Origin of the sequence: Chitinophaga sp. CF118 (genome assembly GCF_900112615.1) — a bacterium.
Taxonomy (GTDB): Bacteria; Bacteroidota; Bacteroidia; order Chitinophagales; family Chitinophagaceae; genus Chitinophaga.
In genome coordinates, this window is sequence record NZ_FOMK01000004.1 from 312,521 (window position 1) to 339,508 (window position 26,988).

A 26,988-nucleotide genomic window follows, 5' to 3' on the forward strand; every position below is an offset into this window, starting at 1 on the left:
CCTCAAATTATCGCAAACAGGCAACAAAATCTGTATGACCAGGAATAATTATGCTCCCTATATCACTATCACACGTGAAGAATGGGCAAAGAGAAGCGATGATCCTATGTTATATTTGTTAAAAGACATAGACACGCTTCATGGGTTGAATGAGCCGTTAACAACAGAAGAAATCACGCAGATATATGTTCCGCTATCGCGGTTGTTAAACCTGTATGTGACTGCTGCACAGGAATTACATGCTACTACCAGCAGATTTCTGGGTAGCCAGATCCTGAAAGTACCATACATCATAGGTATTGCCGGCAGTGTGGCTGTAGGGAAAAGTACCACGGCCCGTGTACTGCAACGGCTGCTGGCCGCCTGGCCGAATCATCCGCGGATAGATCTTGTTACCACAGATGGCTTCCTGTATCCGAACCGGGTGCTGGAACAAAAAGGCATTATGAACCGTAAAGGTTTTCCTGAAAGTTATGATATCCGCAAACTGATCCAGTTCCTTGCGAACGTGAAATCGGGCAAAGAAAAGGTATCTGCGCCTGTATACAGCCATCTTGAATATGATATACTTCCAAACGAATTACAGTGGGTAGAATCGCCTGATATTGTGATTGTAGAGGGCGTAAACGTATTACAGGTGAGACCACGGCAACCGCAGTTACAAAAAGAGCCTGCCATCTTCGTATCTGACTTCTTCGACTTTTCCATTTATGTGGATGCTGAAGAAAGGGATTTGCAGGAATGGTACATTGCACGTTTTAAGTCATTGCGTAAAACAGCTTTCCAGAATCCGGAATCTTATTTTCACAGGTATGCACATCTTTCAGATAAAGAGTCTGAAGATTTTGCTGCTGGAATATGGAATGAAATCAATAAACCAAATCTGGAATTAAACATTATGCCCACACGCTTCCGGGCCAGCCTGATATTGGAAAAAGGAAGTCATCATTTTGTACAGTCGCTCAAACTGAGAAAAACATAATGCCGGATACCACTGTTGTGAAAAACGCACTGCTGCAACTGGATCGTCTTGCTGCCGGAAGCTGGCATCTGTTCGAACCTTTACTGCAGGAAGTACATTTCGATACCGGTGATTATCTTGCTCATTCCGGCAGAATATCTACAGCTATTTATTTTATTACGTCAGGCATTGTACGGGTATTTGCTACAAATGCCGATAAAGAAGTAAGCCTGGACTTTGCCTTTGCAGGACAGTTCTCTACAGCTTATGCTTCATTCATTACACAAACTCCTTCGGCTGTAAGTTTACAGGCTATAACACCGGTAACAGGCTTTGCATTTTATTACGATGACTTGCAGGCGTTGTATCGTAAAGATCATCAGGTGGAACGGACAGGCAGGCTATTGGCAGAGTACCAGTACTTGCGCAAGTATCACCGTGAATTATCATTTCTTCAATATTCCGCACAGGAAAGATACCTGCAACTACTGAATGAACATCCGCAAATAGTACAACAGATTCCTGTAAAATATATTGCTTCTTACCTGGGCATTGAACCGGAGAGCTTAAGCAGGATCAGAAAAAATCTAAAGTAATAACCACAACCATAGAATATATACCGGTTGAAACACCAGTCTGCTCCAGGTATACCAGGGTTTTGCCGGTAATCCGCCCGGAGGAGGAAGGTTTTTTACCGCCACACGGATATTAGCAGGAAACATACAGATCAGTAAAATGGATAATCCCCACACAGCGTATAATTGTGTGACAGGAAACAGCAACCCAGCTCCTCCGATAATTTCGAAAATGCCGGTAATAATAACCAGTTCAACAGTATAGGGTAACCACCCTTCAATCATGTAGGTGAGTTTGCGTGGTTTGGCAAGGTGCATGCCTCCTATCAATATAAACATTATCGCGGCAGCCAGGCGGGCATCATTATCCCATTGCTGCAGGTAAGAAAGATCTGTAATAGTGCCTGTTAAAAGGAGTAATAATCCAATTAACAATAAGCCTGATAAGAAAGCCATTGTATTGATTTTTAGCAAAAATTCAGTTTTAACATATTCAATGCAAGTGAGTATATCGCATTGATTCTTAACAAAGGTCAGGTTTTAACTTACCCGGCGGACTAACATTTGTTAGTTTCCAGGTATTAACAATTATTTATAGGTATCCTTTTTGCAGTAACTCCATTAATCTGATACTTTTGTCCAAATATAAAACGAGCAACAATGAAAAGAGCACTTTATCCCGTAGCCGCCTTATTAATTATTCTGGCATCGGCATTTACTTTTGCAGCTGCGCAAGACTGGAAAATCGGCGATGGTTATTCTGTTAAATTCTCCGCTTCCGGAGCTTCCGGCATCTTCAAAACATTAAAGGGAGATATTTCTTTTGATGAAAAGAACCTGGCTGCTTCAAAATTCAATGTAACGATAGATGTAGCTTCTATCAATACAGGAAACGGTTTAAAAAATACGCATGCAAAAGGTGGTAATTGGTTTGAAGCAAAGAAATATCCTGTGATTACATTCACATCGAAAGAAATCACCAAAGCGGGTAATGGCTATAGTGCAAAAGGAACATTGGAGATGCATGGTGTGAAGAAAGAAATAACAATCCCTTTTACATTTGCCAGGAACGGGAACGGTGGAACGTTTTCAGGTAAGTTTGATGTGAACCGTACTGATTTTGGTATTGGTAGTCCCGGAGGAAAAGTAGATGATATAATCAAACTGGAAGTAACTGTACCAGTACATCCGTAACAAATACATATCATTCATTAATAAAAAAGAGAGTATCATATTTTGATGCTCTCTTTTTTATTAATGAATGATTGTAACAATGCCTTGTTTAAGCTATGTTTCAAACAAAAAACCCCGGAACATTGTCCGGGGCTTTGAGGCATAATTTTGATTAACAAATCATACCCACTCATTGACATGTTTCGCGTTGCCCATGTTTAATTCGCGGGCAGAGATTGTGAAAGCAACTGTCATCGGGTTTGGGTTATCTGAGTCGAAAGACTCTTCAAACTTCACCAGATAACCCTCCTTAAAGGAAAGTTCTTTCAATTTCGAATCTGTGTCTCTTTTGTAGAAGGTAATGGTGCCATCTTTTCTTTCAAAGTTGTTCACCATCCATTCAAAGAGGTCAGTTTCACCAGTAGATTCAACAACTAAACGGATGCGGCCTCCGCGGGTTATTGCGGATGGGCGGCCGGTAGCATCTACTTCTTGGGTGAGGTCGTAGCTGCAGTGTTTTACCACTAACTTTTTTCCAGCTACTTCAAACACTGATTTGAAGGACATGGGTTAAATGTTTAAGGTTACCAATAAAGAAAAAACCAATTAAAAAACTATTTATATAATTATGAATCAAAAATAAAATATTTATCCTGTATAGACAAGGTTAGAGGCTATACGAAAGAGGACTTTAACACATTAAATTTTAAGTAATTTATTTCTTTTATAATATGAAGAATAGCCCTGAGCTTCGCACCTAGCGTGATCGTAATATCTGCCGGTTGTAATCGAGCTCACTACGCGCATTCTCTAACTCCTTACTTAAATCAGTAATCTTTTCCTTTAATTCTGCAATACTTTGTTGCGCATTTTGCAACCCTCTTAATTGTTGTTTGCTTTGTTGCAATAACAAATAATTCTGGATGATATTAATGTATAATCCATAGTGACTTACAGCATCTTTAGGTATAGAATTACGCATATTTACCAGATCCTGTGCAATTACCTGATCTATATAATTCGCATTCTGATTAGGCAGATTTATAGAGTCAAGATTATTCCTCACCTTGTCCATCTTTTGCAGAAAATCGGCCTGGAAAGCCTGTTCCTGGCGGAATGTGCTTAACTGTTTACGCAGGTCCGTATTTTCCCTGGAAGGTACCTGGAAATTAAAAAAGATGGCCAGTACAAAGAGGCCGGTAGTTACTACAAAAAATAACAGGAACCATAAGAATGCTGTGGTCCTTTCACGTTTATTAAGTACGCGCATGTAATGTATTGTTAGATTAATATATCGGGATCATTGATTTTTAATCTGTAAAGAACCATCGTTTGGTTTTATGCTTACGGATATATTCAGCATCTTCTGCAGACTCTTCTTTTACAAATATGCCACTGTCCATTTTACGACCAATATAATCCAGCCTGCTAAGGCTTTCAAATAGCTTGTTGATTGCACGTACAAAAGGAATCATAGGTTGCAGGCATTCTCTCACATCAATATGTTTGTAACGGATATTGGCACAGTTTACCATCAACGCTTCCAGTTCACCCTGCCGCAGTTCACACCATTCTGAAAAATAATTCAGCAACTCTTCTTTACCCGCACTGGCACGCTGATCGATTGCATTTTTCATTGTACGTGATAATCCTGCTACAACTTCCAGCATAGCTGCGGGCGATTGATAGAGGCCCAGCCAGCGGAATTGAGAGATCCGCGTACTCAGGTACTGCGTTACCTTTTCCGTGATATATAAAACCACTTGTGCCAGATCGTTATTCTGATTGCGTGCATATATTTTCTGTATAATATTCACGCCGTACAATTCCAGCTGACCAAGGAACTGATCCAGTTCCTGGTGAAGATCTGTCAGTGCAGGATGTGATGCCACCATTGAACACGGTGGAATATAATCATCATCCAGCTGAGGCCGTGCATCTGTTGTCGTAATACGTCCCAGTATCATCTGGTAACTGCCCAGCTGGCCTTGTGGCAGCTGCGATGCAGGTGTTACATATAACTGGTATTCAGGTGTGGCGTAAGGCAAACGCGGAGGATCTTCCTGTAATAAAGGTTCTCCGCTTGGCTGACGGTCAAACGGATTTACTTGAATAAGTATATAGTAAACACCCTCTGTATGCTGAGGGTCCCAATTGTATACGGCTTCAGGAAAAGTAGTTGAATATTTCAATGAATGCACTGTATGTTCAGGGATCTCAATACGTGCACCACCGGGTGTTACCGCCCGGCATTCTGTTAATTTAATACGCCATTGCTGCTGATTATCTGTTACAAACCAGCAACGAAGGGATTCCTTGCTTTCTGCTTTAGCGGGCAGCAGGCCATAATTCTGTGCATGCAATCTACTGGAAATAGCATCTCTTATCTGATCCAGCATCGCATTTTCTGTATCAATGAAATGCTGTTTCTTTATTTTCATGCCATCAACCCAGTTAACGGGAAAATGTTTAAGTGGCTCTGCCATGGATGGGGATTTAAAATTTATCGACTTAGTTGATTACCATTCTGCTGCATATGACTACACTATTCTCTCTCATACCATTCATAAATACAGGTTTTTCAGGATCCAGTGTACTGGCTGTACCCAGCCATCTTGATTTGAGATGGAACACCCAGCCATAAGGCTGTCCGTTGGCATCCAGGACATCAATGGGTGTATTCGGATACCGGTCGTTATAGTCATTGATAAAGTGATAGAACAGGTCTCCCAGGTCCATCTTGATGGGTGTACGTGCTCTGAAATATGTACGGTCCCCATCATGGATATTCTTTTCAAGCTCAAAGCCTATCACAATGATGTCTCTCATTTCTTCTTCATTCACTTCCGGCAAATTCTGATATGCAGGATACTGCCACCATTTATGCAACCTGGCCGGAATGGCCATCATCCTCTCAAAAGTCTTGTATACAAAAGTGGGCAATACAAAAGCAAACAAACAGGTAAGCATGGGGTAGTACAGGAAATCTCCTTTGGTGAAGAGATATTGTACCAGGAGAAACGCAACCCCGCCAAACAACCAGATGGCCACAATAAAAGCCAGCTCAGAGCCCAGAGAATCTTCGTTTGCCCAGAAACGTGTATACATGATATTACAGTGTACCACTCCCAGCCCCAGAAACCAAACCTGGTAAAAAAGGTACTGGTTCATCAGGTTCTGATGAGTAAACAGAAAAGGAATTGAACTGATTACGCCATACGCCAACGTCATTCCTGCCAGGTACCACAATGCCTTTCTTTTATATAACGAAAAGTTCTTAATATAACGGCTAAGAAACATTACTATCAATGCTCCGATAGCTATTATTCCTGCCAGCACAAAGTAGATTTTTGCCTTGATCATCATAGTTATTCCAATAGGGTTAAACCGGGTAAAGTGTTATTTAGATGCAAAAATAGTTCCATTTAATCCTCAGAGATAAAAATTATATCCCATAATTCCTTCTTTAGACTGGTTATCAGCGACAACTACCTTTTTTTCTTCCGGATGTGGTTCCAGCACCGTTTCCACTTCCACATCTGCCGGTAGCAAAAAGCCCAGACAAACTTCCAGTAATCTGCCGTAGGACTGCCAGGGTAAAAAATCGTATGTACGCAGATGTTGCAGCGGACCTATCGTTACTTTTACACGGGGCATATCCGTATAAAACATGTTTCCGGTCATCGTATCTATTCCAAGCCGGCACTCTCCTAAATCTACCTGCTTATCTGCAGGTACGGCAGCTAATCCGTTCCCGGCAACAACATCCACGGGTTCGTCCAGGATAGCCTCCAGGTAGAGTTTTACCAGTGGCAAATTTCCTGCAATACGATGAATATATGGTATCAGTTTTATCAGTCTGTTCACGGCCACATGTGGTAATCCTTCCGGGATTCCCCAAAAGGAAAGGAATAACTCATCAGCATCTTTTCCGAAAGCATCAAATAGCAGATGTTTTTCACGCTGCTCCAGGAATACACGTTGCAAAAAGAATTCATGTTCTATGGGACGGAAAAATTTTCGTGCCTGCTGTTGTTCCTGTTGCTGCTTTTTATAACTGGCTACCATTTCACTCACTCCACGTTGTTGTTTCTGAGGTGTGAATTCATGAAATAATCCTTCCGGAAGGCGGTCGTACAGACCATCGCGGGACAATGTGAGTGTAATAAATGGATGATAGGGCTGTGAATCATCCAGTTGTGCATCTAAAATATCTTTATTAAAAGCACGCGTGAAAACATTCTGCATCTGCACAGCTACTTCATCTTCGGCAACATTATTATCCAGCAATTCTCCTACAACAACTTCGGCACGTACATCGTAATGCAAACGCCTGATATGGTCTATTACTTCTTCGAGTACTGCGGCTTTTTGGGCATTGTTTACCATCAGCGGGTTAATTTAGGTTTCTCCTGTCCAGGGTTACATTTCGCAATCCAAATGTTAAAATTTCAAAAGCGAATGTATGTTGTTTGGCAATTTATCTAAAAAAATATTTAAAATTGCATAAATACGAAAAACCTAATAACCCATGACCCCACGCAAGTCGTCAACAAACGAGCGAAAAGTAAATACGTACAGACCATTTAGCAAAATAACAAGCCATATAGACCCGATGGTATTGTATACGTTCCTTTCGCTACTGGCCATTAGTATTGTAATACTGGCCTTCCAGATTTCCGGCAGGGAAGACTGCAGTCTGGCAAGCATTCATTTGTCCAGTCAGCAACACGCCGGGAAACGCACTTCCTTTACTACGGGAGAAGTGATCACTTTTAAGGCAGAGAATGCAGGTAAAATCCGTAGTGATATTTCCTGGGATTTCGGTGATTCTACCGAACAGGCACAGGGTTTGCAGGTATACCACGCTTTTAATAAAGCAGGTAATTATACGATAACATTACTAAAGGGCAAGTGCAGCTGGCATCAGGAAGTGATTATATTAAATGCGGTACCGGATAATACACCACCCGCAACATCAGATCTCTTCCCTGTGATAGAAGGCCCTTCGGAAGTACTTGCCGGGCGCGCAGTTACTTACAGCAACAATTCCAGTGCTTCAAAATGGCAATGGCGACTGTTACAGAGGGGTGCAGAAACCCATTCAGGTAAAACCGTCTCCTATACATTCGCTACACCAGGGGAAAGAATCCTGACACTGATCGTTGACGGAGATACCAGCAAAATGGTTACGAAACATATCCAGGTATTCCCCGCACAGGCAGCCCGTCGTAATGACCATTTTGAGCCCATGCCTTTCCCTGAACCGGAAAAACCAGCTGATCCTGCCGCCGGGGCACAACCGGTGCCGGAAAAGCCTAAAACACCCACTATTTCAGATGACGAATTTAAATATATGCTTACCCAGGTGATCGATAAACAAAAGAATGCGGGCGACTTCTCCCCCTTCCTCTGTGAGAACCTGAATGCGCGGGTATTACTGAATGATAAGGATACTGATTCCTTCTCACATTTCTGTTCCCGCATCCGTGGTAAGAAACGATTCAAAATAGAACTGGTGAACCTGATCAAAGATCAGAATGGCTGTGTGAAAGAAATCCGTATCAGATACGATAAGAAATTCCTGGGAATATTTTAACCCTTCAATACATGAAGAACCAGTATTATAAACTGCCATTGGATTTTTCCCGCATGCTGCAAAAAAAGGATCTTCCTGATTGTAATCTTGAAGATTCTGTGGCACAGCATATACAACTGCTCATTACTACGGTATTGGGAGAGAACAAAGATGATCCGCAATATGGCTGCCAGCTATGGGATTCTGATTTTGACATTCGTGCGTCTAACAATGAAGTGAAAGAACAGGTAGAACTATCTATCAAAGCATCAATTACACGTTACGAAAAAAGACTGTCACAGATCAGGGTAATGGCCATTGTGAGCCAGGAAGAATTCCCCTCTGCCACCGCCCGAAAAGTGAAAAAGAAAATTAAAGTGACTGTTACCGGTGTGCTGGCACGAAATAAAACCCCCTTTCTTTACAACAGCTTTTTCTACGTAAGCCCATTGTCCTACGATTAAACTAAATGTTATGCCTAAAGAACAAAAAGAGAGAATAAAAGACCGGATGCTGAAAACTGCTGCAAGGCTTTGGGGATATCCGGATGCGGAAGTAGAAACCTCCTTTGACCCTGTTGTAAAATTGTTATTGGAAGCCTGTTCCAGCGAACTTGAAAAGATCTCGGGAGAAGTAGATGTTTCACATGCCCGGCTGGTGGAAAGGCTTGCACAGATCATGATGCCGGAACCGATTACCAGCAGTCAGCCTTCCTTTGGCATTCTACATGCGGGAAGCAATGAAACCACCACCATACTTACACCGGAACACCAGTTTTTTTATACTCTAAGGAACGGCTTTAACAGTCAGGACCTTTTCTTTATGCCGCTGGCACAACATCGCCTGTTCCGTGGGCAAGTACGCTATATTGCCATTGGCAATAAATTATTTGAAAGCAGGGAAAACTGGTTCAAGGAACAGGTATTGCAAGGCACCCTCCAGTCGGATACGCCGCCCAATCATCTGTGGCTGGGACTAAACCTGGAAGGTTCACCGGCTTCCCTGGAAGGGCTATCGTTTTTCTTCGATCTCCGTAATGTGCATCAACAGGAAATGTTTTACTACTACCTCCCCTTGTCGCGCGTTTTTATAGGTGATACAGAACTGACCGTAAAAAGTGGCTATAGTCATAGCCGGGCAACTGCAGAAGAAGATCTTGAGGCAATTATGCAACCTGCATTTGATACCAACACCCGTTACAGTCAGCAGATTCTACAGCGCTACCGCCGTCATTTCCTGACGGTTACCAGTACTCTGCCTCTGCCGGTTACTTCAGCTGCACCTGCTGGTTTGCAAAAGATATTTGGAAACAGTTTCAGCCGGTTTAACAATGATGTTTGCTGGATCCGCGTAGAATTTCCGGAAACTATCCGCCATTCATTACTGGAAGATCTGTTCTGTAGTATCAACAGCTTCCCGGTAATCAATAAAAAAGTAAATGAGCAGTCGCAAAGACTGAACCGTTACCTGAATATCATGCCTCTCAATACAGCTGATATCTATTTCGATGTGAAACGGGTATATGATGCTTCAGGTTTTGATTATCACGTTCGCAACTTTGCTACAGCGGGCGAAATGCAGGAAGGAGAACTTGTGATCCGCAGCAGCGGTATTGGCAGATTTGATTCCAGGGAAGCAAAGGAGATCATTGCCTACCTGATAGAAGTAATACGTGATGAAAGTTCCATGTTTGAAGAAGTAAGGAATGATTATGTTGCCAGCAGAATGCGGGAACTCCATCAACTGATAGCTTCACTGGAAGAACAATTACAACCGGGCACCAACCGGGGAAATATTCCCTACCTCATGATAAAACCACATGAGAATGCAGATTACCTCTTTACGGAATTTTACACCACCAATGGCAGTGTTGCCAACAATATCCGCATGGGTAGCCGCTTACAGGAGTATGGCAGTATACAGTCTCAACCTGGTAGTATCACCTTACTGTCTAACACACAGGGAGGAAAAGACAGGCTGAATATAGATGAGAAAATCAATCTGTACCGTTACCACCTGTTAAGCCGTAACCGCATTGTTACACCAGAAGATATTAAAGCATTGTGCCGTTATGTACTTGGGAAAGAACTTCGGGATGTATCTATTTCAAAGGGTGTTTCTGTACAACCGGGGATCACTGAAGGGTATAGTCGTACACTGGATATAAAAATCAAGCTGTCCAAACCGGCAGAGCATTATACAGCGGGCAGCCTTGCATATCTGAAAGATGAATTACTAACACAGTTGCAGGAGAATTCTGCGAACAATTATCCATATAGAATTTACATGAATGAGGTATTAATGTAAAAGATTACGCTGTCGCTTTAAATGTAAAACAGATCTGATTCCCAGCATCAGATCTGTTTTAGTCGTACATCACCACCTGATTTCAACGTCTCTGGCGGCACTCCCTTACGACCACCGGCATCACAAAGAATGATTGTATTACCGAAACCAAGATCTACATAAATACGGTTGCTGACTAACCAGCCTCTGCCCGATATTTTTGTATTCTTACTGATATATACACCATTCGATTGCAGATCGTCCAGCAATAAAAGTGTTACAAGCTGCCCATCCTTAAATACAGTACTACTTTGTAAACGGGCAGCGTATGCAGTACTTATTACTTTCATCTGCTTACCTACCTCAATACGGATGCTTTTAAAATCCTTTCCTGTTGATGATGAAGCTGTAAATACAGACCCATTTGCTGTGCTCTTATTAAAAACATTATATCCAAAGCCCGGAATGTATAATTCCGGACTCTCGAATAATTGTTTTATTGCAATGATTTTATAAATGTACTGTGCTGTTTCATTATTCAGCATCAACTGATAATAGTCCTTACTTCCCTGTCGCTTAATATTACGGGATATATTACCTGCACCGCAATTATAAGCAGCGGCGGCCAGCGTCCAGGAATGGAGTTGTGAATGGAGTTGTTGTAAATATCTGCATGCAGCGTGTGTAGACTTCAGAAGGTGATTTCTTTCATCATTATCATAACTTACTTCCAGTCCTAATGCCGCGGCGGTAGCTGGCATAAACTGCCATACTCCCTGGGCACCTACTGCAGAAGTTGCATTCGTAAATCCGCTTTCTACTACAGGGAGGTATTTAAAATCTTCAGGTATATTGTATTGCTGCAGTATCGGGATAATCAGCGGAAAATACACATCTGTTTTTGCTTTCAGCACAGGCAGGAAATTACGGTGGCGCAGATTACCTTTGATCACATCCATTAAACGATAAGAAACGAAGTCACGTTCCATTGGTACCATTTCGCCACAAAAGTCTACCTGGGCAGCCGCTATTGTTGCTGTTAAACAGCAACAGATAACAAACAATATGTGACGGAAATAATTCATTTACTGATCATATATTTTGGTAATGCACTCGCAGGTGTATATAATACCACCTGGTTTTTATTCAAATGATCATAAAGCACGGTAATCACTTCGTCGTTCTTTTTAAATGTTTGTATCGCGGTAACGTACACCACATTCTGTTCTCCCCTTCCATTAATAACAGCGGGGATCTTTTTATATAATACCGGCATCGGTTCCAGCACTGTAGAATCTTTAAGTGTTTTATGCATCAGCGTTACTCTACCTATATGGTACGGATCTCCTGTTTTATTTTTAATGCGGAAGCAGAAATACACCATGTTGTTCAGGCTCATGGCCTGTCCAAAGCTGAGGGTAATATCATTTGCTGTAGCTTCATACTGGTGATTGAGTTTCTTTTGCCGCATGAAATCGTCTGCTATCCTTCCTACTGTTACCGTATCTAAATCAGAACTCACTACTTCCGGTTCTTCTTCTACTGGCTTCTGTTCGGGAGAAGCTGTTGTTTTTTTGATACTGTTACTGGCCGAGAGTACATACTTTAAACGGGACAGATCCACTTTTTCCCTGAAGGCAAGGATCATATAATGAATGTTATCCCCTTCACGTACTACCAGATTTGTTGTTCTGGGATTAGCAACAATTGGTCTGATAAAAACCACATTACCATCCACTATGCGATAATCGTAGTCTGAGTTTTTACCATCTCCAATCTGAAATGTGCTAATAGCAGATCCACAGGTAATAAGGGTTACAGCGCCTTTAGTTGTAATAATGCTATCTATCTGTGATTGCCCGGATGCATAACACCATGATAATAAACAGCAGAAGGCACCTGTTAAAGCATACTTCATCTGATAATTCAATTTCCTTTCTGTTTAATTAGTTGAACCCCTGGAGGGGGAGATTATTGAACTGACTAAAAGCGCTTTTGCTTTCATCACCCTTCTTAGTCAGCCCAATAATTCTTTTCGTTTGAAAACTTATATTATTAATATCTGAAAAATTCACGTATTGTCCCTATGAACAAAACACCAGCATCAGGCTTTGTCCTGTTCATATTCAGTATCCCATTCATTGTTATTATCTTCTCCTTTATGTCCTTCCATTTTTATGAGGAAGTTCTTAGCAGGAAAATATGGTTTCAGATGAATATTCAGGTGGATCAGATCTTTCTGGATCGGATCCTGTTCAAAGCGACGGATGGTAAAATCCTCAATCAGTTTATCCGGTCCGGTGATGCTGTCCAGGAAGCGGATGATCTGTTTCATCAGGTCTTTGCGGGTATTGGCATTGAAGTTTTCAAAAGCACGGCGGTTCAGGAAGTCCATCAATACTTTGGTAACGTAGTCAAATACACGCACTACAGAGTAGGTTTGTAATCCGAGGTTATCACCATTGAACAATGTCTTTGCACTAAAGGCCATTACTTTGCCATATTCCTTCACCATAGGTACCAGTCCCATTTTTTCCAGGCTGGCAATTTCACTTTTCTTCAGTTCGAACCTCACACCATCCACTTCATTGATGCCACCAAACTTTTTACCGGCAGTTACCTGCGACATCAATGTTTTGTAGATCTTACCTGCCAGTGCTCCTGAAGGTGGCACATAGAGGTTATCTTCTTCATTGATCTCATCGAATTTACCACGACCTACCAGCCAGTTACATAACATGATCACATTAGAGCGGTGTACTTCACCTCCAGTAAGGTTAGCCAGTTCAAACATTTCCATCACATCATCCGGGGCATCCAGGTGAGAGAAGTCTGTGATCAGCATTGCTTTATTTTCGTAAGCAATCTTTGCCCATTTTTCCAGCACTTTATTAGAGCCCAGGTAACCTGGTAATACCAGTAAGCTATAGTTACCGCGTAGGTCCAGACGGTCATAATTTGCTACCAGTTCCTGTTGTACTGCATCTATAAAACGGGTATTATCAAGATCTTTCAGCTGATCCAGTTCAACGTTGATGAAAGCAACATTTTTTACTTTATCAGATTCGGTGTTCTTAAAGAAGAGAGCAACGTTGCGGTAAGACTGTTCCAGTTCACGGGTAGATTCCACCGCTTCAGCCAGGTTGTTGGTCAGTACCTTGTCTGCCTGTTCTGAATGTTCAGTGCAGTAATTCACCATATCCGGAAGGTCTTGTGCATCTGTGAGTACTTTTTCCCACAGTTCCAGTGTTTTTTTCAGTTTCTCACGTTCTCCCTTTTTGGTGTTCTCTGTCAAAAATATATTGCGGCGTGCTTTACGTTCGGGATTCATATTCTGAACACCTTCGATGGTGCCTTCCAGAAGATCGAATCCACCGTATTTTGCCAGTGCGTTTATGCTTTGATCAAGTGATGCAGGCTGCTGACCGGCGCCTGTTTGCTGTTGATCCTGTGTTTCCTGTTGTTTTTGTAGTTCTGCCATAAGATTAATGAGTTATGGGTTATTTATTATTCAGATCAGCCAGCAATGACTTTACAGATGTTAACAATGCCTGTCTTGCCGCAGGGTCTGCCAATGCACTTTTCAACACCTTATTTGTTTTCAGGTGTTTCATGATTTTCAGATACTGTTCTTTTTCTGCCGCCAGATTATTCAGGAAGGGACTCTGTGCGGTGATGCCTTTAACACCGAAATCGCCCAGGTTATGAAACTCCAGGTTTTCCGGCACTGTGCGGCCTTCAGCATCATGGAACAGGATGTTTACGGAAGGTTTGTAGTTTTCAAACACATCCTCTACAGTTGTTAATCCCTGTACTATCTCCGGTTTTACAGGTGTTTGCTGGGTTAGCTTTTCAGCAAACAATGTCCGGTTATGAGAGATTTCAACAATGGCCTCATTAGCGTCAAGTTTTACCTCATTACCGCCAATACCGTAATTATCATTCATATAAAATTGGTTTTACTACAATAAAATGCACTATGGTTTATAAAAAATTTATCGGGTCCACTTTAATTCTCCGTTACTATCTACGTCCAACTGTATAACAGTATGTGGTAGCAGGCTTCCTTCAATGATCATGCGTGACAATGGTTTACGCAGCCTGGTGCGGATCACGTCTTTTAATGGCCGTGCTCCATATTGTGGAGAGTAACCTTCTGAAGCCAGTTGCTGCCGCGCGGCCAGCGTTACCTCCAGGGAGATGTGCTGCTGCTTCAGCAATTGCAACAGATGTTGCAGATGGATGTCAAATATCTTCACTACATTTTCCTGCTGGATAGGACCGAATGGAACAATCTCTGTTAAGCGGCCCAGGAATTCGGGGCGAAAATTACGCGCCATAATTTCCATCAGTTGTTGTGAAGGAGGAATAATACCCTCCCGGAACGACTGTGCTATTGTATCGCTGCCTATATTGGAAGTGAACAGAATAAGGGCATTGGAAAAATCACCTGTTTTACCTAAGCGGTCGTGTAATTTACCTTCGTCCATTATCTGCAGGAAAATATCAAATACAGAAGGATGCGCTTTTTCAATCTCATCAAACAATACTACAGCATAGGGTTGCTGGCGTATTTTGTTTACCAGTAAGCCACCTTCTTCATAACCTACATAACCCGGGGGCGCACCATAAAGAAGGGCGGCGGAATGCTCCTCCTTAAATTCAGACATATCAAACCGGATCATTGACCGTTCATCCTGGAACAAGAAATCTGCCAAAGATTTTGCCAGTTCCGTTTTTCCTGTACCGGTAGGCCCCAGGAAGAAGAACGAGCCAATTGGCTGTCCCGGGCGACTGAGTCCTGAGCGGGATTCCAGGATGGCCTCTGCCACTGTTTTAAGGGCATGATCCTGCCCCACTACCCGTTTCTGTAACTCCTGGTCCATGTTCACCAGTTTTTCCCTTTCCCCGGACTGGATCTTGCCCAGGGGGATACCGGTACTTTCTGCAATCATGGTAGCGAGGTCTGTTGTGGAAACAGCAGCAGCTTTATTTTGCACCAATGGCTCCAGCTGTTGTAGTAAGTCCTGCAAAACAGCCTTTAAAGTACCCGTATTTTCGATTTTAGAGATCTCCTGGTCTATCTGTAGCCTTGTGGTTAATAAGGCGCTTAAACGCTGCCTTAACTGCTGATACCACCATAACAATTCCCCACGATCCTCACCGGCTTCTTCCAGTTTGGTTTTCAGGTCGGCCAGGATCTGTTCCCCGGTGTCCTGTGTAGTACGAATGGCAGCCATCGTACGGTCTAATAGGTTAATAGCACTATCCGGCAGGCTACGTTCTTTGAGATAACGGCGGGCCAGGCGTATAGCTTCGGATGTTACTTCCCGTCCCGCAGTTAACCCATAATAACTTTCATAATCAGGAATAACAGCCTGGAGCATACGCGCAGCTAATACCTCATCGGGTTCTGATAATGTGATAGTTTCAAAGCAGTGGCGAAGTAAGCCATCTGGCTCTATCCCTTTACGAAAGCCTTCCGGCGTGCAGGTACCGATGATGGTGATATCACCTTTGCCGATAGCAGCCTTTAATACATTGGCGATTCCGCCGGCAGCGTTGGGTTGTTTATCGAGTAAAGTATGGAGGTTATCTATGAATAACACATGGCGGCCCGCCAGTTGCAGTTGCTGAATGATCTGCTGAAGACGGTCTTCCAGTTCGTTTTTATATGCAGCACCGGCAATGAATGCACCGTAGTCCAGTGCATATAAGTCGGTATAATGTAGTTGTACAGAAGCTTGTTTATTTACGATAGCCCGGGCCAGCGCATCTGCCAGTGATGTTTTTCCTACTCCGCCCTCTCCTATTACCAGGATGCTGGAACGCCCCTTGCGGGTAAGTATTTCCATCATAGTACGCACCTCTGCATCTCTGCCTGCCAGTGCATGTTGCGACTGTAAGCGCTGCGGATCTGTGAGGCGGTATACATATTTTAATTTGCTGGCAGTATTATTTTTAACAGAAGGAGTTTCTTTCTTACTGAAATGAGTAAGTAATTGTGTGCGTTGTAACGGAAAAGTTTTTAACTGCTCATATGAATATCCTACACCGGGTGTACTTAATGCTACTAATACACACCAGGCATCAGCAGCATCAAGATCGTATTCAAGTTTTACAGCATCTGCTTCCTGTAATACATTAGCAGCTTGTTCATCGGGTTCCGGCTCATCCGATGGCCTTGTTGCTTTTTGTAAGCTGTCGAGTCTTACTTCTGCCCATTCTTCCAGGTAATAGGTGTCAACATCCATTGCCTGTAATGAAGCAGTTAAATTAATTTCTCTATGTAAACATGCGAGTAACAGATGTGCAGGAGTATAATGCACATGATAATGTTCTTTTGCGATGGCTTGCGCAATGCGAATGATAGATTGCACTTCCGGGTCATATATTGTATACGTTGCCAGGGTCATTTAATAATATGGATTAAAGGTTTTTCGCCTACTATTATTAAGGGTTATTTAGTTACACAGCACAAATAAAACAATGTAACATTCGGGTAATTACAACACGAAATAAAGATACTGCTAAAATGTATATAATTTATTTATTACACCGTCAAAATTGGCTACAGCGGCTGTGTGGAAAACAAATATTGTGAGATGTTGCTAATACTAACGTAAAAGACTGCAGTGAGAATAACAGTTAAGCAATTCTCAATCAATCACCTTTATCATCAATAAATAGAAAACACAAATTTGAATTAATTATCATTTTAAATAATTTTCACACATGACATAGTGGTGATTTAATTTTAATCCGAAGCAAAATCTTTATTTATTCTGTATAAAAAATGATTTTTAAAGTCCTTTTTTAAGAAGATTACAGCAATGCATCATCGTTAATTACTTGTTCAAGTAGCAAGGAAGATTTAACCGGGAATAGAAGACACTATAGTTGCTTCATATGTAGGACATACGTTGGACATTCTTTGAACAGCTATTTGCGTTCAAAGGGCGTCCAACCTACGTCCAAAGGGTGTTCAACCTACGAAGCAACTATAGACTCACTCCTAACTCTCCCCGAAGACACTATAGAGAGAAAGGTAAAACAATATGAGATTATGGAAAAGTTAATTATCCTTATAACCGGTTTTTTTTATAAAAAATATGCTGAATATCTAATAGAATAATTATTTTCGTACTGACCATGTATCTTTTCGGTAGTTATAAATCGTTAATCCGACAATTGAATTTTATAACTTTGGAAAAACCTGCCACTAATTGTAATAGTTAATTCTGGCGGAACTGTACTTAAAGAGTTAGCCTGTTCCTGTTTTCCAATCTTTTTAATTCAATATGTTGTCGTTCCATATTTGTTTATTCAGTAAAACCTCATAACGTATGTCATTCAAAGCAGTAATGCGATTAGACGGAGAAGAAATTAATGTACTGGATTGCCAGTTTTCTTTTACGCAACATACAGATCATAACGGAAAACCTGCTGCCCGGCCCATCGGAGGTTCCATGATCGTACTACTCGAATCAGATAGTAATACTTCATTGTTCGACTGGATGATTTCCAACACACAAACTAAAAGCGGGAGTATTGTCTTTTACCGTCGTGATGCAATGTCCAAAATGAAAGAACTGAAATTCACGGATGCCTATTGTGTGGAATATGCCGAACATTTCCAGGCAAGTGGTGAATCACCAATGCAGATAAGACTTGTATTATCTGCAAGAGAAATACAACTGGGCAGTTCCACATTTCAGAACCCCTGGCCACAGGCATAATTTCCATACTTAATAACATTGTTTATGGGACTCAAAAAATTGCCGGCTTTCAGCACATTGTGGAGTAGTTATCCGCATGATACGTATGCTCCTGCAGGTAGCAATCACGCAATGCCATGTGATGAAAAAGATCGTAACGGATTTTATCAGTATGAGAACCAGTGCGCCATCAGAATGTCTTACTGTCTCATTAAGGCAGGTGTTACCCTGTCCAATTATACTGATCCTAAATGCAAACACGGATTTGCAAGAGGAGCTGAAGGACTGGCCACCTGGTTATGGCGTAATTATGGAAAACCTGCAATCATAGATTGCAGTAATGCAACACAGAAAGCGGCGTTCATCAGTAATCAATACTGGTCAAAGAATGGTATCATCTTTTTTAAAGATTTCTATGGTACCAATAATTCAGGAGATCATATAGATCTGTTGTATCACGTAAACTCACAAATCCAGACGGCAACCGGAGATTACACTAACGATAGTCGTGTGAAACAAATATGGTTCTGGGAAGTAAATTAAATCTATATGAAAAGATCCATTTTTTATATACTCCTTTTATTGTCTACAGCGACATCTGCCTGCGCACAGGTAACTGTAGACAATGCTACATGGATGCCTAAAAACTACCTGGATGCACGAAAACAACATCCGCCGGAAGACAGCTTCTGGAAAACAGTCGACTTCTCTAAATACCTCAGCCCCGTATCTTCCCTTCGTACTCTTTCTAAAAATATAAGCATCCATACTTATGGTGCAGATAATTTTCCTGTGAATATAAAAAGCAAACAGGTGCTTCCAGGAAAGAAAGAATGGATACTGGATAAACCGGTATTTAGCGGAGGACAATCTGCTTTATATGAAGGTGTGAACTTCAGTCTGATCAGTCATAATAATAAAGAAGATTTATGGCTGGGATTATCTTATAAAGATGGCAGAAAAGATTCCATACAATTTGAAAAGCTGATACCAGAAAAAGCCGGTACTCCTCTATGGATACATGCTAATAACTACCTCTCCTATTACTTTAAAGGCAAACAGTTTGATGTGTATGATAACAATGGTCAGCTGCTGTATAATAATATGCAAACAGCTGCTGATGGCACACTCAGCGGGGTACCGGGATACAAAGCATGGAACATCATTACAGGAAGCACTTTTCAGCTAACATCGGAGCAAACTACATTTGCAGGTTTTAATGTATCATTTAACGGTACAGAGGTATCATTGCAACCCCGGCAAACGGATGGACCTATGAACAAGCCTCTTATTCTGAAAGAAAAGAAATAAAATATTAACATCATGGCGCTTAATACAAAAACTTCTTTTTCCATTGCCGGACAACAGTTCGAAACATTTCATACAATCGAACTGCGACAATATATTAACGGTCATCACGACTTTGAAATCTATGTCAGCTATGACTGGTTTGAAAAACTGGGTGGAGGTATTTCCGGTGCCGCTACAAAATTTCTTGGAGAAGAAGTGGAGATCAATGTAGCTCCCGCAGAACAACTGTCAGGCATAAAAAACCTGATCTTCAAAGGCATTGTAATGAACATCACTACCGGCAAACACGGTGATGGTACACATGGACATTGCATTATCAAAGGACAAAGCCCAAGCATCCTGCTGGAAGACGATCCGCATATTGCAGCTTTTGAAAATAAATCATTATCGGATATTATATCTGCTACAGTTAAAAGTTATCCTCCCAATGTACTCAGAACAACAATTAGTCCTGAGACAAAGGAAGCACAGAAATACATTGTGCAGTATAAAGAAACGTCTTATTCATTTATTAAACGATTATCTGAAAGATATGGTGAGTGGTTCTTTTATGATGGACAGCAACAGGTTTTCGGGAAATATACACCTCAAAAAACTGAACTGACCCACCAGGTAGATCTGCTTGATTTTAATATAGAATTGTCCGTACAACCAAACAACGCACGTCTTAATGGCTACGACTACCGGCAGGATACTGTAGTGGAAGATAATACACAGTCGAAAGAGGTAGGTAAGATGAATGCATATTCACAACATGCACATGAAGTGAGTACGAAGTTATACAGCCGGGAAGGTTTGTATAAAATGAATTATGCATTTAACAGCAGCGCCAAATCTCAACTGGACAAAATGACCATGTTGCAGAAAAAAGGCAGGTTGGCTAAGATGGTGAATTTAAAAGGCAGCAGTACCAATCCTTCTTTTCGTATTGGCGATACTGTTAGCATCAAAGAATCGGCTTTTGCACAGGAACAGCATCATGGAGAATTTATGGTTACCAGCATACGCCATTACTGTGGCGCCAATGGCAGCTATCATAATATGTTTGAAGGCATCCCGGCAGATGTTGCTACTCCGCATGTAGACCTGGCAAACATCCCCTATTGTGAGCCACAGTCGGCCACCGTGATTGATAATAATGATCCGAAAGGACTGGGGCGTATAAAGGTAAAGTTTCGCTGGATGCAGCAGGGGCAAACACCTTGGATCAGGGTAGTATCTTCTTCCGGAGGTGGAGATAAAGGGCTGTTCATCATGCCTGAAGTAGGAGAAGAAATCATCGCAGAATTTGAGGGAGGAAATGCCGAACAACCTTTTGTAATAGGTAGTACCTACAATGGTAAAGCTAAAAGCAGTTATGGAAATGCAGGCAATGATGTGAAAGCATTAAAAACACGCAGCGGCAATATGATCGTTATGAATGATGCAGCCGGTAGTGTGACCGTAACTGATAAAAACGGCAGTTCCATGGCAATGGATGGAGCAGGTAATATCACTATCAATTCACAGACGCTGGTTACAGTAAAAACAGATGATCATATTATTGTAGATGCACCTAATAAAATAGAATTCATCTCCAAAGAAATCCACATAAAAGGATCAGAGCTGGTAGTAATAGGAGAAGGCGCAGCAAAGATTACGGTGGATAATAAAGCGAATAAAATAGACTATGCAGCAGATAAAATGAAATCCACCTCAGATACACTGCATGAAATTATCAGTACTGCCAACATGAAACTGAATGCAGAACATTATGAAGTGGTGGGAACAACAAAAGTAGATATCAGTAGTCTGAGTATTAAAATGAATGGCAATACCACCACTGATATTGTGGGAGGAATGGTGAATATAAATTGTTAAGCGCATCCATGAATGAACATAATCCCATAGCACTGTTAGTGAGCAACATCCAGCGCACCTGGCTGGAGAAAACGGCGAATAAACCGGAGTTAAAATTTGTAAGAATGGTGATCAAACCGGAAGAGTCACGTGTATATGAAGGTTTCTGCAAACTGGAATCTTCGGCACATGGCAGCTTACCGGAAGTATTTGTTACCCAGCTTACCAATTTTGAAGATGAAGATACTTTCAGTGCAGCATTGATAAAAGACTGGCTGGATACTTATAACAACACAGCAGAACTACCACCCGATTTTAAATGGGACCCACAACCTTTTGTGCAGGCACTGCAACAAGATACCCGTATGGACGATACATTGTTATCCATGCTGGCCTCCTTCCAGCGGGTACTGCCACAACAACAACTGGTGCTGGCACTCATCCCAAGACAAGTGAGCAGCACTCGGGATATGAAAGACTGGCTCACTACCCTGCTCAGGAAAGGCATTCCTGCTGGTGTTAAACTACTTGTACTGGATCATTTGAATAATGAGCAGTTTGCAATGCATGACAAACAGTTTCCCGGTATGTTATGCTCTTTCTACGTGCCCATAGACCTGCATGGTGCCATTCGTAAACTGGGTGGCAGCGGAGATCCCAACAGCCCGGAGATCATGATGCGCAAGTGTGTATTTGAAATGGGGGAAGCACTCAAAGATAAGGATGTAAAACGCCTGCACCGCTGGGGACAGGCTGCACTGGACTGCACACAGAAAAGCGGTAACAAAGGACTGTTTGCTACTGCACATATCATGTATGCAGGCATGCTTTTTCATTTCAAACGCGACCCGCAGATTCCGCAACTACTGGAACGTGGTCAGCGGATAGCCAAACAGGGCGTGCAACAGGGCGACACTGCCTGTTTACCGCTGTTGGTGCAATTCTACGGTTATCAGGGCGCATATGCACAAATTCGCAGACGCTTTACAGAAGCTATCAACTGGTTCGTTCAGCAGGCAGAGATTGCACAGCAACACAACTTTTCACAACAGGCCCTGAATGCCTGGTATCAGGCAGCAGAGCTATGCCGCCGGAAAGATGCCGGCAGGTATTACGATATCCTGGAAAAGGGTTACCTGGCAGGACTACCGTTATCTGACGAAGAAGTTAGCGCATCTATATACATTTACCTGTTACGTGATTACTATGATTACGCACATTCGAATAAAATGACAGATGTTCTCCAGGGTATAGATGAAAAAATGGGCCGGTTATTCGGAGCCGACTGGAAAACAGATGTAGACAACATCAGAAAAAACCGGATGCCAATGAACCTGCCACTGGAAGTGGAAAACGGGGACATACTTCAACCTTCAAAATAAAGAGTATGCTTGTTAGCAATAAACATTTTATTCCAGTCATCGGACTGGATATACATATTGTAATTCTATTCGGCTTTCCTATTCCCCTACCGCATCCTTATATTGGGTTTGTACTCGATCCTATGGACTATATTCCATTTATAGGCGCTACTACCAAAGTGAATCATGTACCAAGAGGGGTGAGTGATACCAGTGGTATCATCGTCATTCTTTTTCACATTCCCATGGGAGGCCCGTGGTTACTGGCTCCTATGATAGGTCATGACTCTGTGAACTTTTTCGGCAGTAAAAAAGTAATGGTGGAAGGAAGGATGATGAGTCCATCGGGACATATGCTGATGACGTGTAATGATATTGGATTGCCGCTTTCCATGAAGCCTGGGAAAAAGCTGAAGCCTATTCCAAGTATGTATCTTCCTACTTCATTTTCCATTCCTCTTTCTTTTGGAAAACCCGTGATGGTAGGCGGTCCGTTTGTACCGGATTGGGCCGGTGTATTAATGAACCTGGTCATGTCATTCGGTTTTGGTGCACTGATGAAAGGGTTGGGTAAAATTGGGAGAAAGGCGGCGAAAAAATTCAATCATGCACTGAAAGGAAAAATAGGGAGTAATAAGCTAAGTAAATTCCTGTGTAAAAAAGGATTCGAGCCGGTAGATCTGATACAAGGTATTGTGATCTATGATGGTATTGACTTTGAATTACCAGGACCTATACAGTTTATATGGGAACGCTCATGGAATAGTGATAGTTCGCATGAAGGACTGCTGGGACATGGTACACATCTCTCCTATGATATGCGCGTGCAGGAGTTTATAGAGGAAAGTGCAACGGTTGTATTATTGGGCGATGGACGTAGCGCTGTATTTGAATATTTACCGTTTAGTGGTGACAGTGATTATAACCGGCATGAGAAACTAACACTTACCCGCACAGATCTGGACGAATACCAGCTATATAATCATGAAGAAAAACTATATTATACTTTCCGCAAAACACATCCCTCAGAGCAACAATACAGGCTTTCTTCCATCCACAATAAAATTGGTTTTATCATCACCCTGCACTATAACAGTAAAGGGCATCTGCTACGCGTAACAGACAGTGTTGGCCGTCACCTGCATATAGTGAATGATAAAGCAGGGCGCATTACCAGTGTTACTGCCCATCATCGTGGAGAAGAACGGTTGATGGTACGTTATGCTTACAATGAAGCAGGCGATCTGATCACTATTACCGATGCACTGGAGCAGTCCAATCATATTGAATTCCACAATCACCTGATGGTGGCTAAACAGGATCGCACAGGGCAGCGTTTTTACTGGGAGTATGATGCTAAAAAACGTTGTGTGCATACCTGGGGAGATGGTAGATTACTGGAAGGTTTTATTGAATATTTTCCTAAGGAAGGCTATAACCTGGTAACAAATTCACTGGGACAAACCACTACTTATTATTACACTGCAGACTTTGTTGTTCACCAGATCAAAGATCCTGCAGGTAATTCAACCTTTACCAACTATACACCAGAATTTGAGGTATACCAGGAAATTGATGAAGAGGGCACCCTTTCCGGTTATACGTACGATGAAAAGGGCAACCTGGCATCTGTGGTACAACCTGATGGCGGAGCGTATTCATTCTCCTACAACGAAGACGACAACATGATCCTGGGTATGGACCCTGAAGGACATAGCAGTTCTTACATTTACTATCCTTCCAGCGGATTGTTGCATACCACCACTCATCCCGATGGCAGGATCCAGATATTCCGTTATAACGAACATCATCTTTTGTCGCGGATAGAAGATACCGGTGACAATGCTACTTTAATGGAATATGACGAAGATCTTAACCTGGTAACAATGATCCTTCCTGATGGCGGTGTTGCCAGATGGACTTATGATGTATGGGGACAATGTACAGGCAGCAGTAATCCGTTGAATCAAAAACAGACCTTTCGTTATGATACTCTGGGACGTGTAACAGAAGTAGAAACACCAGATGGCAATCACATACGAATGGAATATGATGCTTATTTCCAGGTATTACGTGCCGTTGACAAACATCACGACGTACGTTTTTCTTATACCCCATTGGGAAACCTGAAAACACGGGAAGAGAACGGGATTAAAGTAAATTATGTTTATAATACAGAAGATCAGCTTCACACGATTGTAAATGAGCATGGAGAGACCTATAAATTTGTACGTAATACACGTGGAGAGATAATACAGGAAACAGGATTTGATGGAGTAGTACATCATTTTGTACGCGATGCTACCGGTAAAGTAATTAGGGTGGAACGACCTGATGGTAGAAGTACATTATATGAATATGATTATACAGGTATGCTGGTTCGCAGTGAGCAGCATGACGGCAGCTGGTCTACCTTCAGTTACGACCGTAATGGGAAGATGATTGAAGCTGTGAATGAAAACAGTACTGTAAAATTTAAACGGGATGCCTTAGGACGTGTGATTGAAGAATGGCAGAACGGGCATACTGTAACCAGTGTTTATGATATAAATGGCAAACGCACTTCCCTGCAAAGCTCCCTTGGCTCCAGGATACAACTGCAGCGTAACAATATGGGAGATGTTACGGCTATGAAAGCTGCTGCTGCCGGATTACATAATGCCTGGGCTTTACAGATTCAGTACAACCTGCTTGGACTGGAAACAGAACGTATTTTACCCGGAGGTATCAAAAGCAGCTGGACCTATGATCATGCAGGTATGCCTGCATCTCATACTGTAAATAATACTACCCGTACTACCCGCAAATGTTATTATCGTTGGGATGCTAATTCGCGGTTAAGACAGATAGTCAATTCCCTGAATAACAGTACTGTCAAATTCGGGCATGATGATTTCGGAAATCTTGCCTGGGCACAATATGAAGATGGACAGTATGATTATCGTCAGCCTGATAAAACCGGCAATATTTATCGTACCACTACACAGAAAGACCGTAAATATAGTGCCGGTGGACAAGTGAAAGAAACACCTGAAGCACGTTTTGAATATGATGCAGAAGGTTATCTTATAAAGAAGATCACTGCTGATCTAAAAGTGTGGACGTATGAATGGTATGCGAAAGGCATGCTGAAAAAAGTAACACGGCCGGATAATAAAACAGTGACGTTTGAGTATGATGCACTGGGTAGAAGAACCGCTAAGATATTCCAGCAGAAAATTACCCGTTGGGTATGGGATGGTAATAATCCTTTGCATGAATGGGGGTATTCAGAAAATGAAAGACCCTTGACTGTAATAGATGAACTCGGGAATATTATGATTCCAGATGAGCCGGTACCCGAAGAAACACTGATCACCTGGGTATTTGAAGGTGATTCTTCTATACCTGTCGCTAAAATCATCAATGGTAAACAATATTCCATTATTTCCGATTACCTGGGTACTCCCTGCCAGGCATACGATGAAGCCGGTGAAAACATATGGTCCTGCGAATTGGATATTTATGGAAAGGTACGTAAGTTAGCAGGATCGAAAGGATTTGTACCATTCAGATACCAGGGACAGTATGAGGATATTGAAACAGGATTATATTATAACAGGTTCAGGTATTACAGTCCGGATGAAGGTACCTATATCAGCAAAGATCCGATTGGACTGGATGGTGGCAGTCGTGCTTATAGTTATGTGAATGATCCCAATGCGCTGTTTGATCTCTTAGGGCTTCATCCTGTTTTTGATGAGGGTCTGGCTGAAATAGCAAGAAAAGCGCATAATGTTCTCAAACATAACAACCCTGATAAGGCAGAAATAGGGTTTAATCAATCGACAGTTTCTATTGGAGAAGGAACGCTGCCAACCGGGGAGAAAGAATTGTTTGCATCTGGCAGTGGGGCTAAACTAACCCCGAAGCAAAGACAGATATTAATAGATCATGGGGTTCCGGCTAAGAATATTTATAGTGGTGTTGCAACAATGCAACAGCCAAGGCCCAAGAGTAAAGTAAAATCTGTTCGGAAAGCTTACAATCTCAATAATCATGCAGAAAGGGTGATTATCAGAAATGCGCCTGAAGGCACTAAATTTACGAAATGGGGTATTTCATGGGGCCCGAATCAGAAAAATGCGGCTTGTGATAATTGTAAACCTCATGTGGAGTGCGCTTCATAAAATAATAATATTGGAAT

The 26,988-nt window shown here is 42.0% G+C and carries 23 protein-coding genes; 12 read left to right on the plus strand and 11 right to left on the minus strand.

The features are described from left to right. Window positions 1-34 precede the first annotated feature (34 nt). Entirely contained in the window at window positions 35-982 is a 948-nt protein-coding gene (gene coaA / locus BM176_RS17585) for a type I pantothenate kinase (protein WP_090105417.1), read from the plus strand. Next, a complete protein-coding gene (locus BM176_RS17590) occupies window positions 982-1,557 on the plus strand; it encodes a Crp/Fnr family transcriptional regulator (RefSeq protein ID WP_090105419.1) in 576 nt (191 codons plus the stop codon). Before coaA ends, BM176_RS17590 begins: the two co-directional genes overlap by 1 nt. Here the strand turns inward: BM176_RS17590 and BM176_RS17595 are convergent. Then, on the minus strand, window positions 1,549-1,992 hold the full coding sequence (locus BM176_RS17595) for a DoxX family protein (RefSeq protein WP_090105421.1): 444 nt from the start codon (window positions 1,990-1,992) through the stop codon (window positions 1,549-1,551). The two genes, BM176_RS17590 and BM176_RS17595, sit on opposite strands and share 9 nt — an antisense overlap. 204 nt (window positions 1,993-2,196) lie before the next feature. Between BM176_RS17595 and BM176_RS17600 the strand changes: the two genes are divergently transcribed. After that, window positions 2,197-2,730 (plus strand): YceI family protein, encoded by a 534-nt coding sequence (locus BM176_RS17600; RefSeq protein WP_090105423.1) that lies wholly within the window; start codon window positions 2,197-2,199, stop codon window positions 2,728-2,730. A 159-nt stretch (window positions 2,731-2,889) separates the two neighbouring features. Here the strand turns inward: BM176_RS17600 and tssD (BM176_RS17605) are convergent, their stop codons facing one another. The 5 genes from tssD (BM176_RS17605) to BM176_RS17625 form a co-directional block, all read right to left on the minus strand. Further along, the gene (gene tssD, locus BM176_RS17605; protein ID WP_090105425.1) at window positions 2,890-3,276 is read right to left on the minus strand and encodes a type VI secretion system tube protein TssD; all 387 of its coding nucleotides are present in this window, start codon (window positions 3,274-3,276) and stop codon (window positions 2,890-2,892) included. 190 nt (window positions 3,277-3,466) lie between these two features. Next, window positions 3,467-3,979 carry a type VI secretion system TssO gene (gene tssO / locus BM176_RS17610; protein WP_090105427.1) on the minus strand — a complete coding sequence of 171 codons (513 nt, stop codon included), beginning with the start codon at window positions 3,977-3,979 and terminating at the stop codon, window positions 3,467-3,469. Window positions 3,980-4,019: 40 nt separating this feature from the next. Next, the gene (locus BM176_RS17615; RefSeq protein WP_090105429.1) at window positions 4,020-5,195 is read right to left on the minus strand and encodes a hypothetical protein; all 1,176 of its coding nucleotides are present in this window, start codon (window positions 5,193-5,195) and stop codon (window positions 4,020-4,022) included. A gap of 25 nt (window positions 5,196-5,220) precedes the next feature. Further along, the gene (locus tag BM176_RS17620; protein ID WP_090105431.1) at window positions 5,221-6,075 is read right to left on the minus strand and encodes a TssN family type VI secretion system protein; all 855 of its coding nucleotides are present in this window, start codon (window positions 6,073-6,075) and stop codon (window positions 5,221-5,223) included. Window positions 6,076-6,141: 66 nt separating this feature from the next. Beyond that, window positions 6,142-7,098, minus strand: a complete 957-nt coding sequence (locus BM176_RS17625; protein ID WP_090105433.1) for a type VI secretion system baseplate subunit TssG — start codon at window positions 7,096-7,098, stop codon at window positions 6,142-6,144. A 142-nt stretch (window positions 7,099-7,240) separates the two neighbouring features. Here BM176_RS17625 and BM176_RS17630 point away from each other — a divergent pair, with 142 nt between their 5' ends. From BM176_RS17630 to BM176_RS17640, 3 genes are read left to right on the plus strand one after another with little or no spacing between them, the layout of a single operon-like run. Continuing rightward, window positions 7,241-8,308, plus strand: coding sequence for a PKD domain-containing protein (locus BM176_RS17630; protein WP_143097846.1), 1,068 nt, complete (start codon window positions 7,241-7,243; stop codon window positions 8,306-8,308). 11 nt (window positions 8,309-8,319) lie between these two features. Next, on the plus strand, window positions 8,320-8,751 hold the full coding sequence (locus BM176_RS17635; RefSeq protein WP_090105437.1) for a GPW/gp25 family protein: 432 nt from the start codon (window positions 8,320-8,322) through the stop codon (window positions 8,749-8,751). 10 nt (window positions 8,752-8,761) lie between these two features. Continuing rightward, window positions 8,762-10,594 carry a type VI secretion system baseplate subunit TssF gene (locus tag BM176_RS17640; protein ID WP_090105439.1) on the plus strand — a complete coding sequence of 611 codons (1,833 nt, stop codon included), beginning with the start codon at window positions 8,762-8,764 and terminating at the stop codon, window positions 10,592-10,594. Window positions 10,595-10,641: 47 nt separating this feature from the next. Here the strand turns inward: BM176_RS17640 and BM176_RS17645 are convergent, their stop codons facing one another. The 5 genes from BM176_RS17645 to BM176_RS17665 all read right to left on the minus strand — a co-directional run bounded on the left by BM176_RS17645 (window position 10,642) and on the right by BM176_RS17665 (window position 16,989). Next, window positions 10,642-11,658: a lytic transglycosylase domain-containing protein gene (locus tag BM176_RS17645; protein WP_090105441.1), complete on the minus strand. Its 1,017-nt coding sequence runs from the start codon at window positions 11,656-11,658 to the stop codon at window positions 10,642-10,644. Then, window positions 11,655-12,491: a hypothetical protein gene (locus tag BM176_RS17650; protein ID WP_090105443.1), complete on the minus strand. Its 837-nt coding sequence runs from the start codon at window positions 12,489-12,491 to the stop codon at window positions 11,655-11,657. Before BM176_RS17650 ends, BM176_RS17645 begins: the two co-directional genes overlap by 4 nt. A gap of 186 nt (window positions 12,492-12,677) precedes the next feature. After that, the gene (locus BM176_RS17655) at window positions 12,678-14,054 is read right to left on the minus strand and encodes a DUF5458 family protein (RefSeq protein WP_090105445.1); all 1,377 of its coding nucleotides are present in this window, start codon (window positions 14,052-14,054) and stop codon (window positions 12,678-12,680) included. 19 nt (window positions 14,055-14,073) lie between these two features. Further along, the gene (locus tag BM176_RS17660; RefSeq protein WP_090105447.1) at window positions 14,074-14,520 is read right to left on the minus strand and encodes a hypothetical protein; all 447 of its coding nucleotides are present in this window, start codon (window positions 14,518-14,520) and stop codon (window positions 14,074-14,076) included. A gap of 48 nt (window positions 14,521-14,568) precedes the next feature. Beyond that, on the minus strand, window positions 14,569-16,989 hold the full coding sequence (locus BM176_RS17665; RefSeq protein ID WP_090105449.1) for an AAA family ATPase: 2,421 nt from the start codon (window positions 16,987-16,989) through the stop codon (window positions 14,569-14,571). Window positions 16,990-17,919: 930 nt separating this feature from the next. Between BM176_RS17665 and tssD (BM176_RS17670) the strand changes: the two genes are divergently transcribed. Genes tssD (BM176_RS17670) through BM176_RS17695 form a run of 6 tightly spaced genes read left to right on the plus strand, consistent with a single transcriptional unit; the run spans window position 17,920 to window position 26,971 of the window. Next, a complete protein-coding gene (gene tssD / locus BM176_RS17670) occupies window positions 17,920-18,312 on the plus strand; it encodes a type VI secretion system tube protein TssD (RefSeq protein ID WP_090105451.1) in 393 nt (130 codons plus the stop codon). A 24-nt stretch (window positions 18,313-18,336) separates the two neighbouring features. Further along, entirely contained in the window at window positions 18,337-18,834 is a 498-nt protein-coding gene (locus BM176_RS17675; protein ID WP_218162230.1) for a type VI secretion system amidase effector protein Tae4, read from the plus strand. A 6-nt stretch (window positions 18,835-18,840) separates the two neighbouring features. Further along, on the plus strand, window positions 18,841-19,602 hold the full coding sequence (locus tag BM176_RS17680) for a hypothetical protein (protein WP_090105453.1): 762 nt from the start codon (window positions 18,841-18,843) through the stop codon (window positions 19,600-19,602). Between the two features lie 12 nt (window positions 19,603-19,614). Next, window positions 19,615-21,462 carry a type VI secretion system Vgr family protein gene (locus tag BM176_RS17685; RefSeq protein ID WP_090105455.1) on the plus strand — a complete coding sequence of 616 codons (1,848 nt, stop codon included), beginning with the start codon at window positions 19,615-19,617 and terminating at the stop codon, window positions 21,460-21,462. A gap of 8 nt (window positions 21,463-21,470) precedes the next feature. Continuing rightward, window positions 21,471-22,823 carry a hypothetical protein gene (locus BM176_RS17690; RefSeq protein WP_090105457.1) on the plus strand — a complete coding sequence of 451 codons (1,353 nt, stop codon included), beginning with the start codon at window positions 21,471-21,473 and terminating at the stop codon, window positions 22,821-22,823. A gap of 5 nt (window positions 22,824-22,828) precedes the next feature. Next, complete coding sequence (locus BM176_RS17695) at window positions 22,829-26,971, plus strand: RHS repeat-associated core domain-containing protein (RefSeq protein WP_090105459.1); 4,143 nt, start codon at window positions 22,829-22,831, stop codon at window positions 26,969-26,971. Window positions 26,972-26,988 lie beyond the last annotated feature (17 nt).

Bases quoted from the DNA above. Each gene is read 5' to 3' on its own strand.
- BM176_RS17695 (WP_090105459.1), top strand. From the start codon at position 22,829: ATGCTTGTTAGCAATAAACATTTTATTCCAGTCATCGGACTGGATATA.
- BM176_RS17655 (WP_090105445.1), bottom strand. From the start codon at position 14,054: ATGGCAGAACTACAAAAACAACAGGAAACACAGGATCAACAGCAAACA.
- BM176_RS17615 (WP_090105429.1), bottom strand. From the start codon at position 5,195: ATGGCAGAGCCACTTAAACATTTTCCCGTTAACTGGGTTGATGGCATG.
- BM176_RS17595 (WP_090105421.1), bottom strand. From the start codon at position 1,992: ATGGCTTTCTTATCAGGCTTATTGTTAATTGGATTATTACTCCTTTTA.
- BM176_RS17665 (WP_090105449.1), bottom strand. From the start codon at position 16,989: ATGACCCTGGCAACGTATACAATATATGACCCGGAAGTGCAATCTATC.
- BM176_RS17600 (WP_090105423.1), top strand. From the start codon at position 2,197: ATGAAAAGAGCACTTTATCCCGTAGCCGCCTTATTAATTATTCTGGCA.
- BM176_RS17590 (WP_090105419.1), top strand. From the start codon at position 982: ATGCCGGATACCACTGTTGTGAAAAACGCACTGCTGCAACTGGATCGT.
- BM176_RS17660 (WP_090105447.1), bottom strand. From the start codon at position 14,520: ATGAATGATAATTACGGTATTGGCGGTAATGAGGTAAAACTTGACGCT.
- BM176_RS17690 (WP_090105457.1), top strand. From the start codon at position 21,471: ATGAATGAACATAATCCCATAGCACTGTTAGTGAGCAACATCCAGCGC.
- BM176_RS17645 (WP_090105441.1), bottom strand. From the start codon at position 11,658: ATGAATTATTTCCGTCACATATTGTTTGTTATCTGTTGCTGTTTAACA.
- BM176_RS17685 (WP_090105455.1), top strand. From the start codon at position 19,615: ATGGCGCTTAATACAAAAACTTCTTTTTCCATTGCCGGACAACAGTTC.
- BM176_RS17680 (WP_090105453.1), top strand. From the start codon at position 18,841: ATGAAAAGATCCATTTTTTATATACTCCTTTTATTGTCTACAGCGACA.
- tssO (WP_090105427.1), bottom strand. From the start codon at position 3,979: ATGCGCGTACTTAATAAACGTGAAAGGACCACAGCATTCTTATGGTTC.
- BM176_RS17650 (WP_090105443.1), bottom strand. From the start codon at position 12,491: ATGAAGTATGCTTTAACAGGTGCCTTCTGCTGTTTATTATCATGGTGT.
- BM176_RS17640 (WP_090105439.1), top strand. From the start codon at position 8,762: ATGCCTAAAGAACAAAAAGAGAGAATAAAAGACCGGATGCTGAAAACT.
- BM176_RS17675 (WP_218162230.1), top strand. From the start codon at position 18,337: ATGGGACTCAAAAAATTGCCGGCTTTCAGCACATTGTGGAGTAGTTAT.
- tssD (WP_090105451.1), top strand. From the start codon at position 17,920: ATGTCATTCAAAGCAGTAATGCGATTAGACGGAGAAGAAATTAATGTA.
- BM176_RS17635 (WP_090105437.1), top strand. From the start codon at position 8,320: ATGAAGAACCAGTATTATAAACTGCCATTGGATTTTTCCCGCATGCTG.
- BM176_RS17620 (WP_090105431.1), bottom strand. From the start codon at position 6,075: ATGATGATCAAGGCAAAAATCTACTTTGTGCTGGCAGGAATAATAGCT.
- BM176_RS17625 (WP_090105433.1), bottom strand. From the start codon at position 7,098: ATGGTAAACAATGCCCAAAAAGCCGCAGTACTCGAAGAAGTAATAGAC.
- coaA (WP_090105417.1), top strand. From the start codon at position 35: ATGACCAGGAATAATTATGCTCCCTATATCACTATCACACGTGAAGAA.
- BM176_RS17630 (WP_143097846.1), top strand. From the start codon at position 7,241: ATGACCCCACGCAAGTCGTCAACAAACGAGCGAAAAGTAAATACGTAC.
- tssD (WP_090105425.1), bottom strand. From the start codon at position 3,276: ATGTCCTTCAAATCAGTGTTTGAAGTAGCTGGAAAAAAGTTAGTGGTA.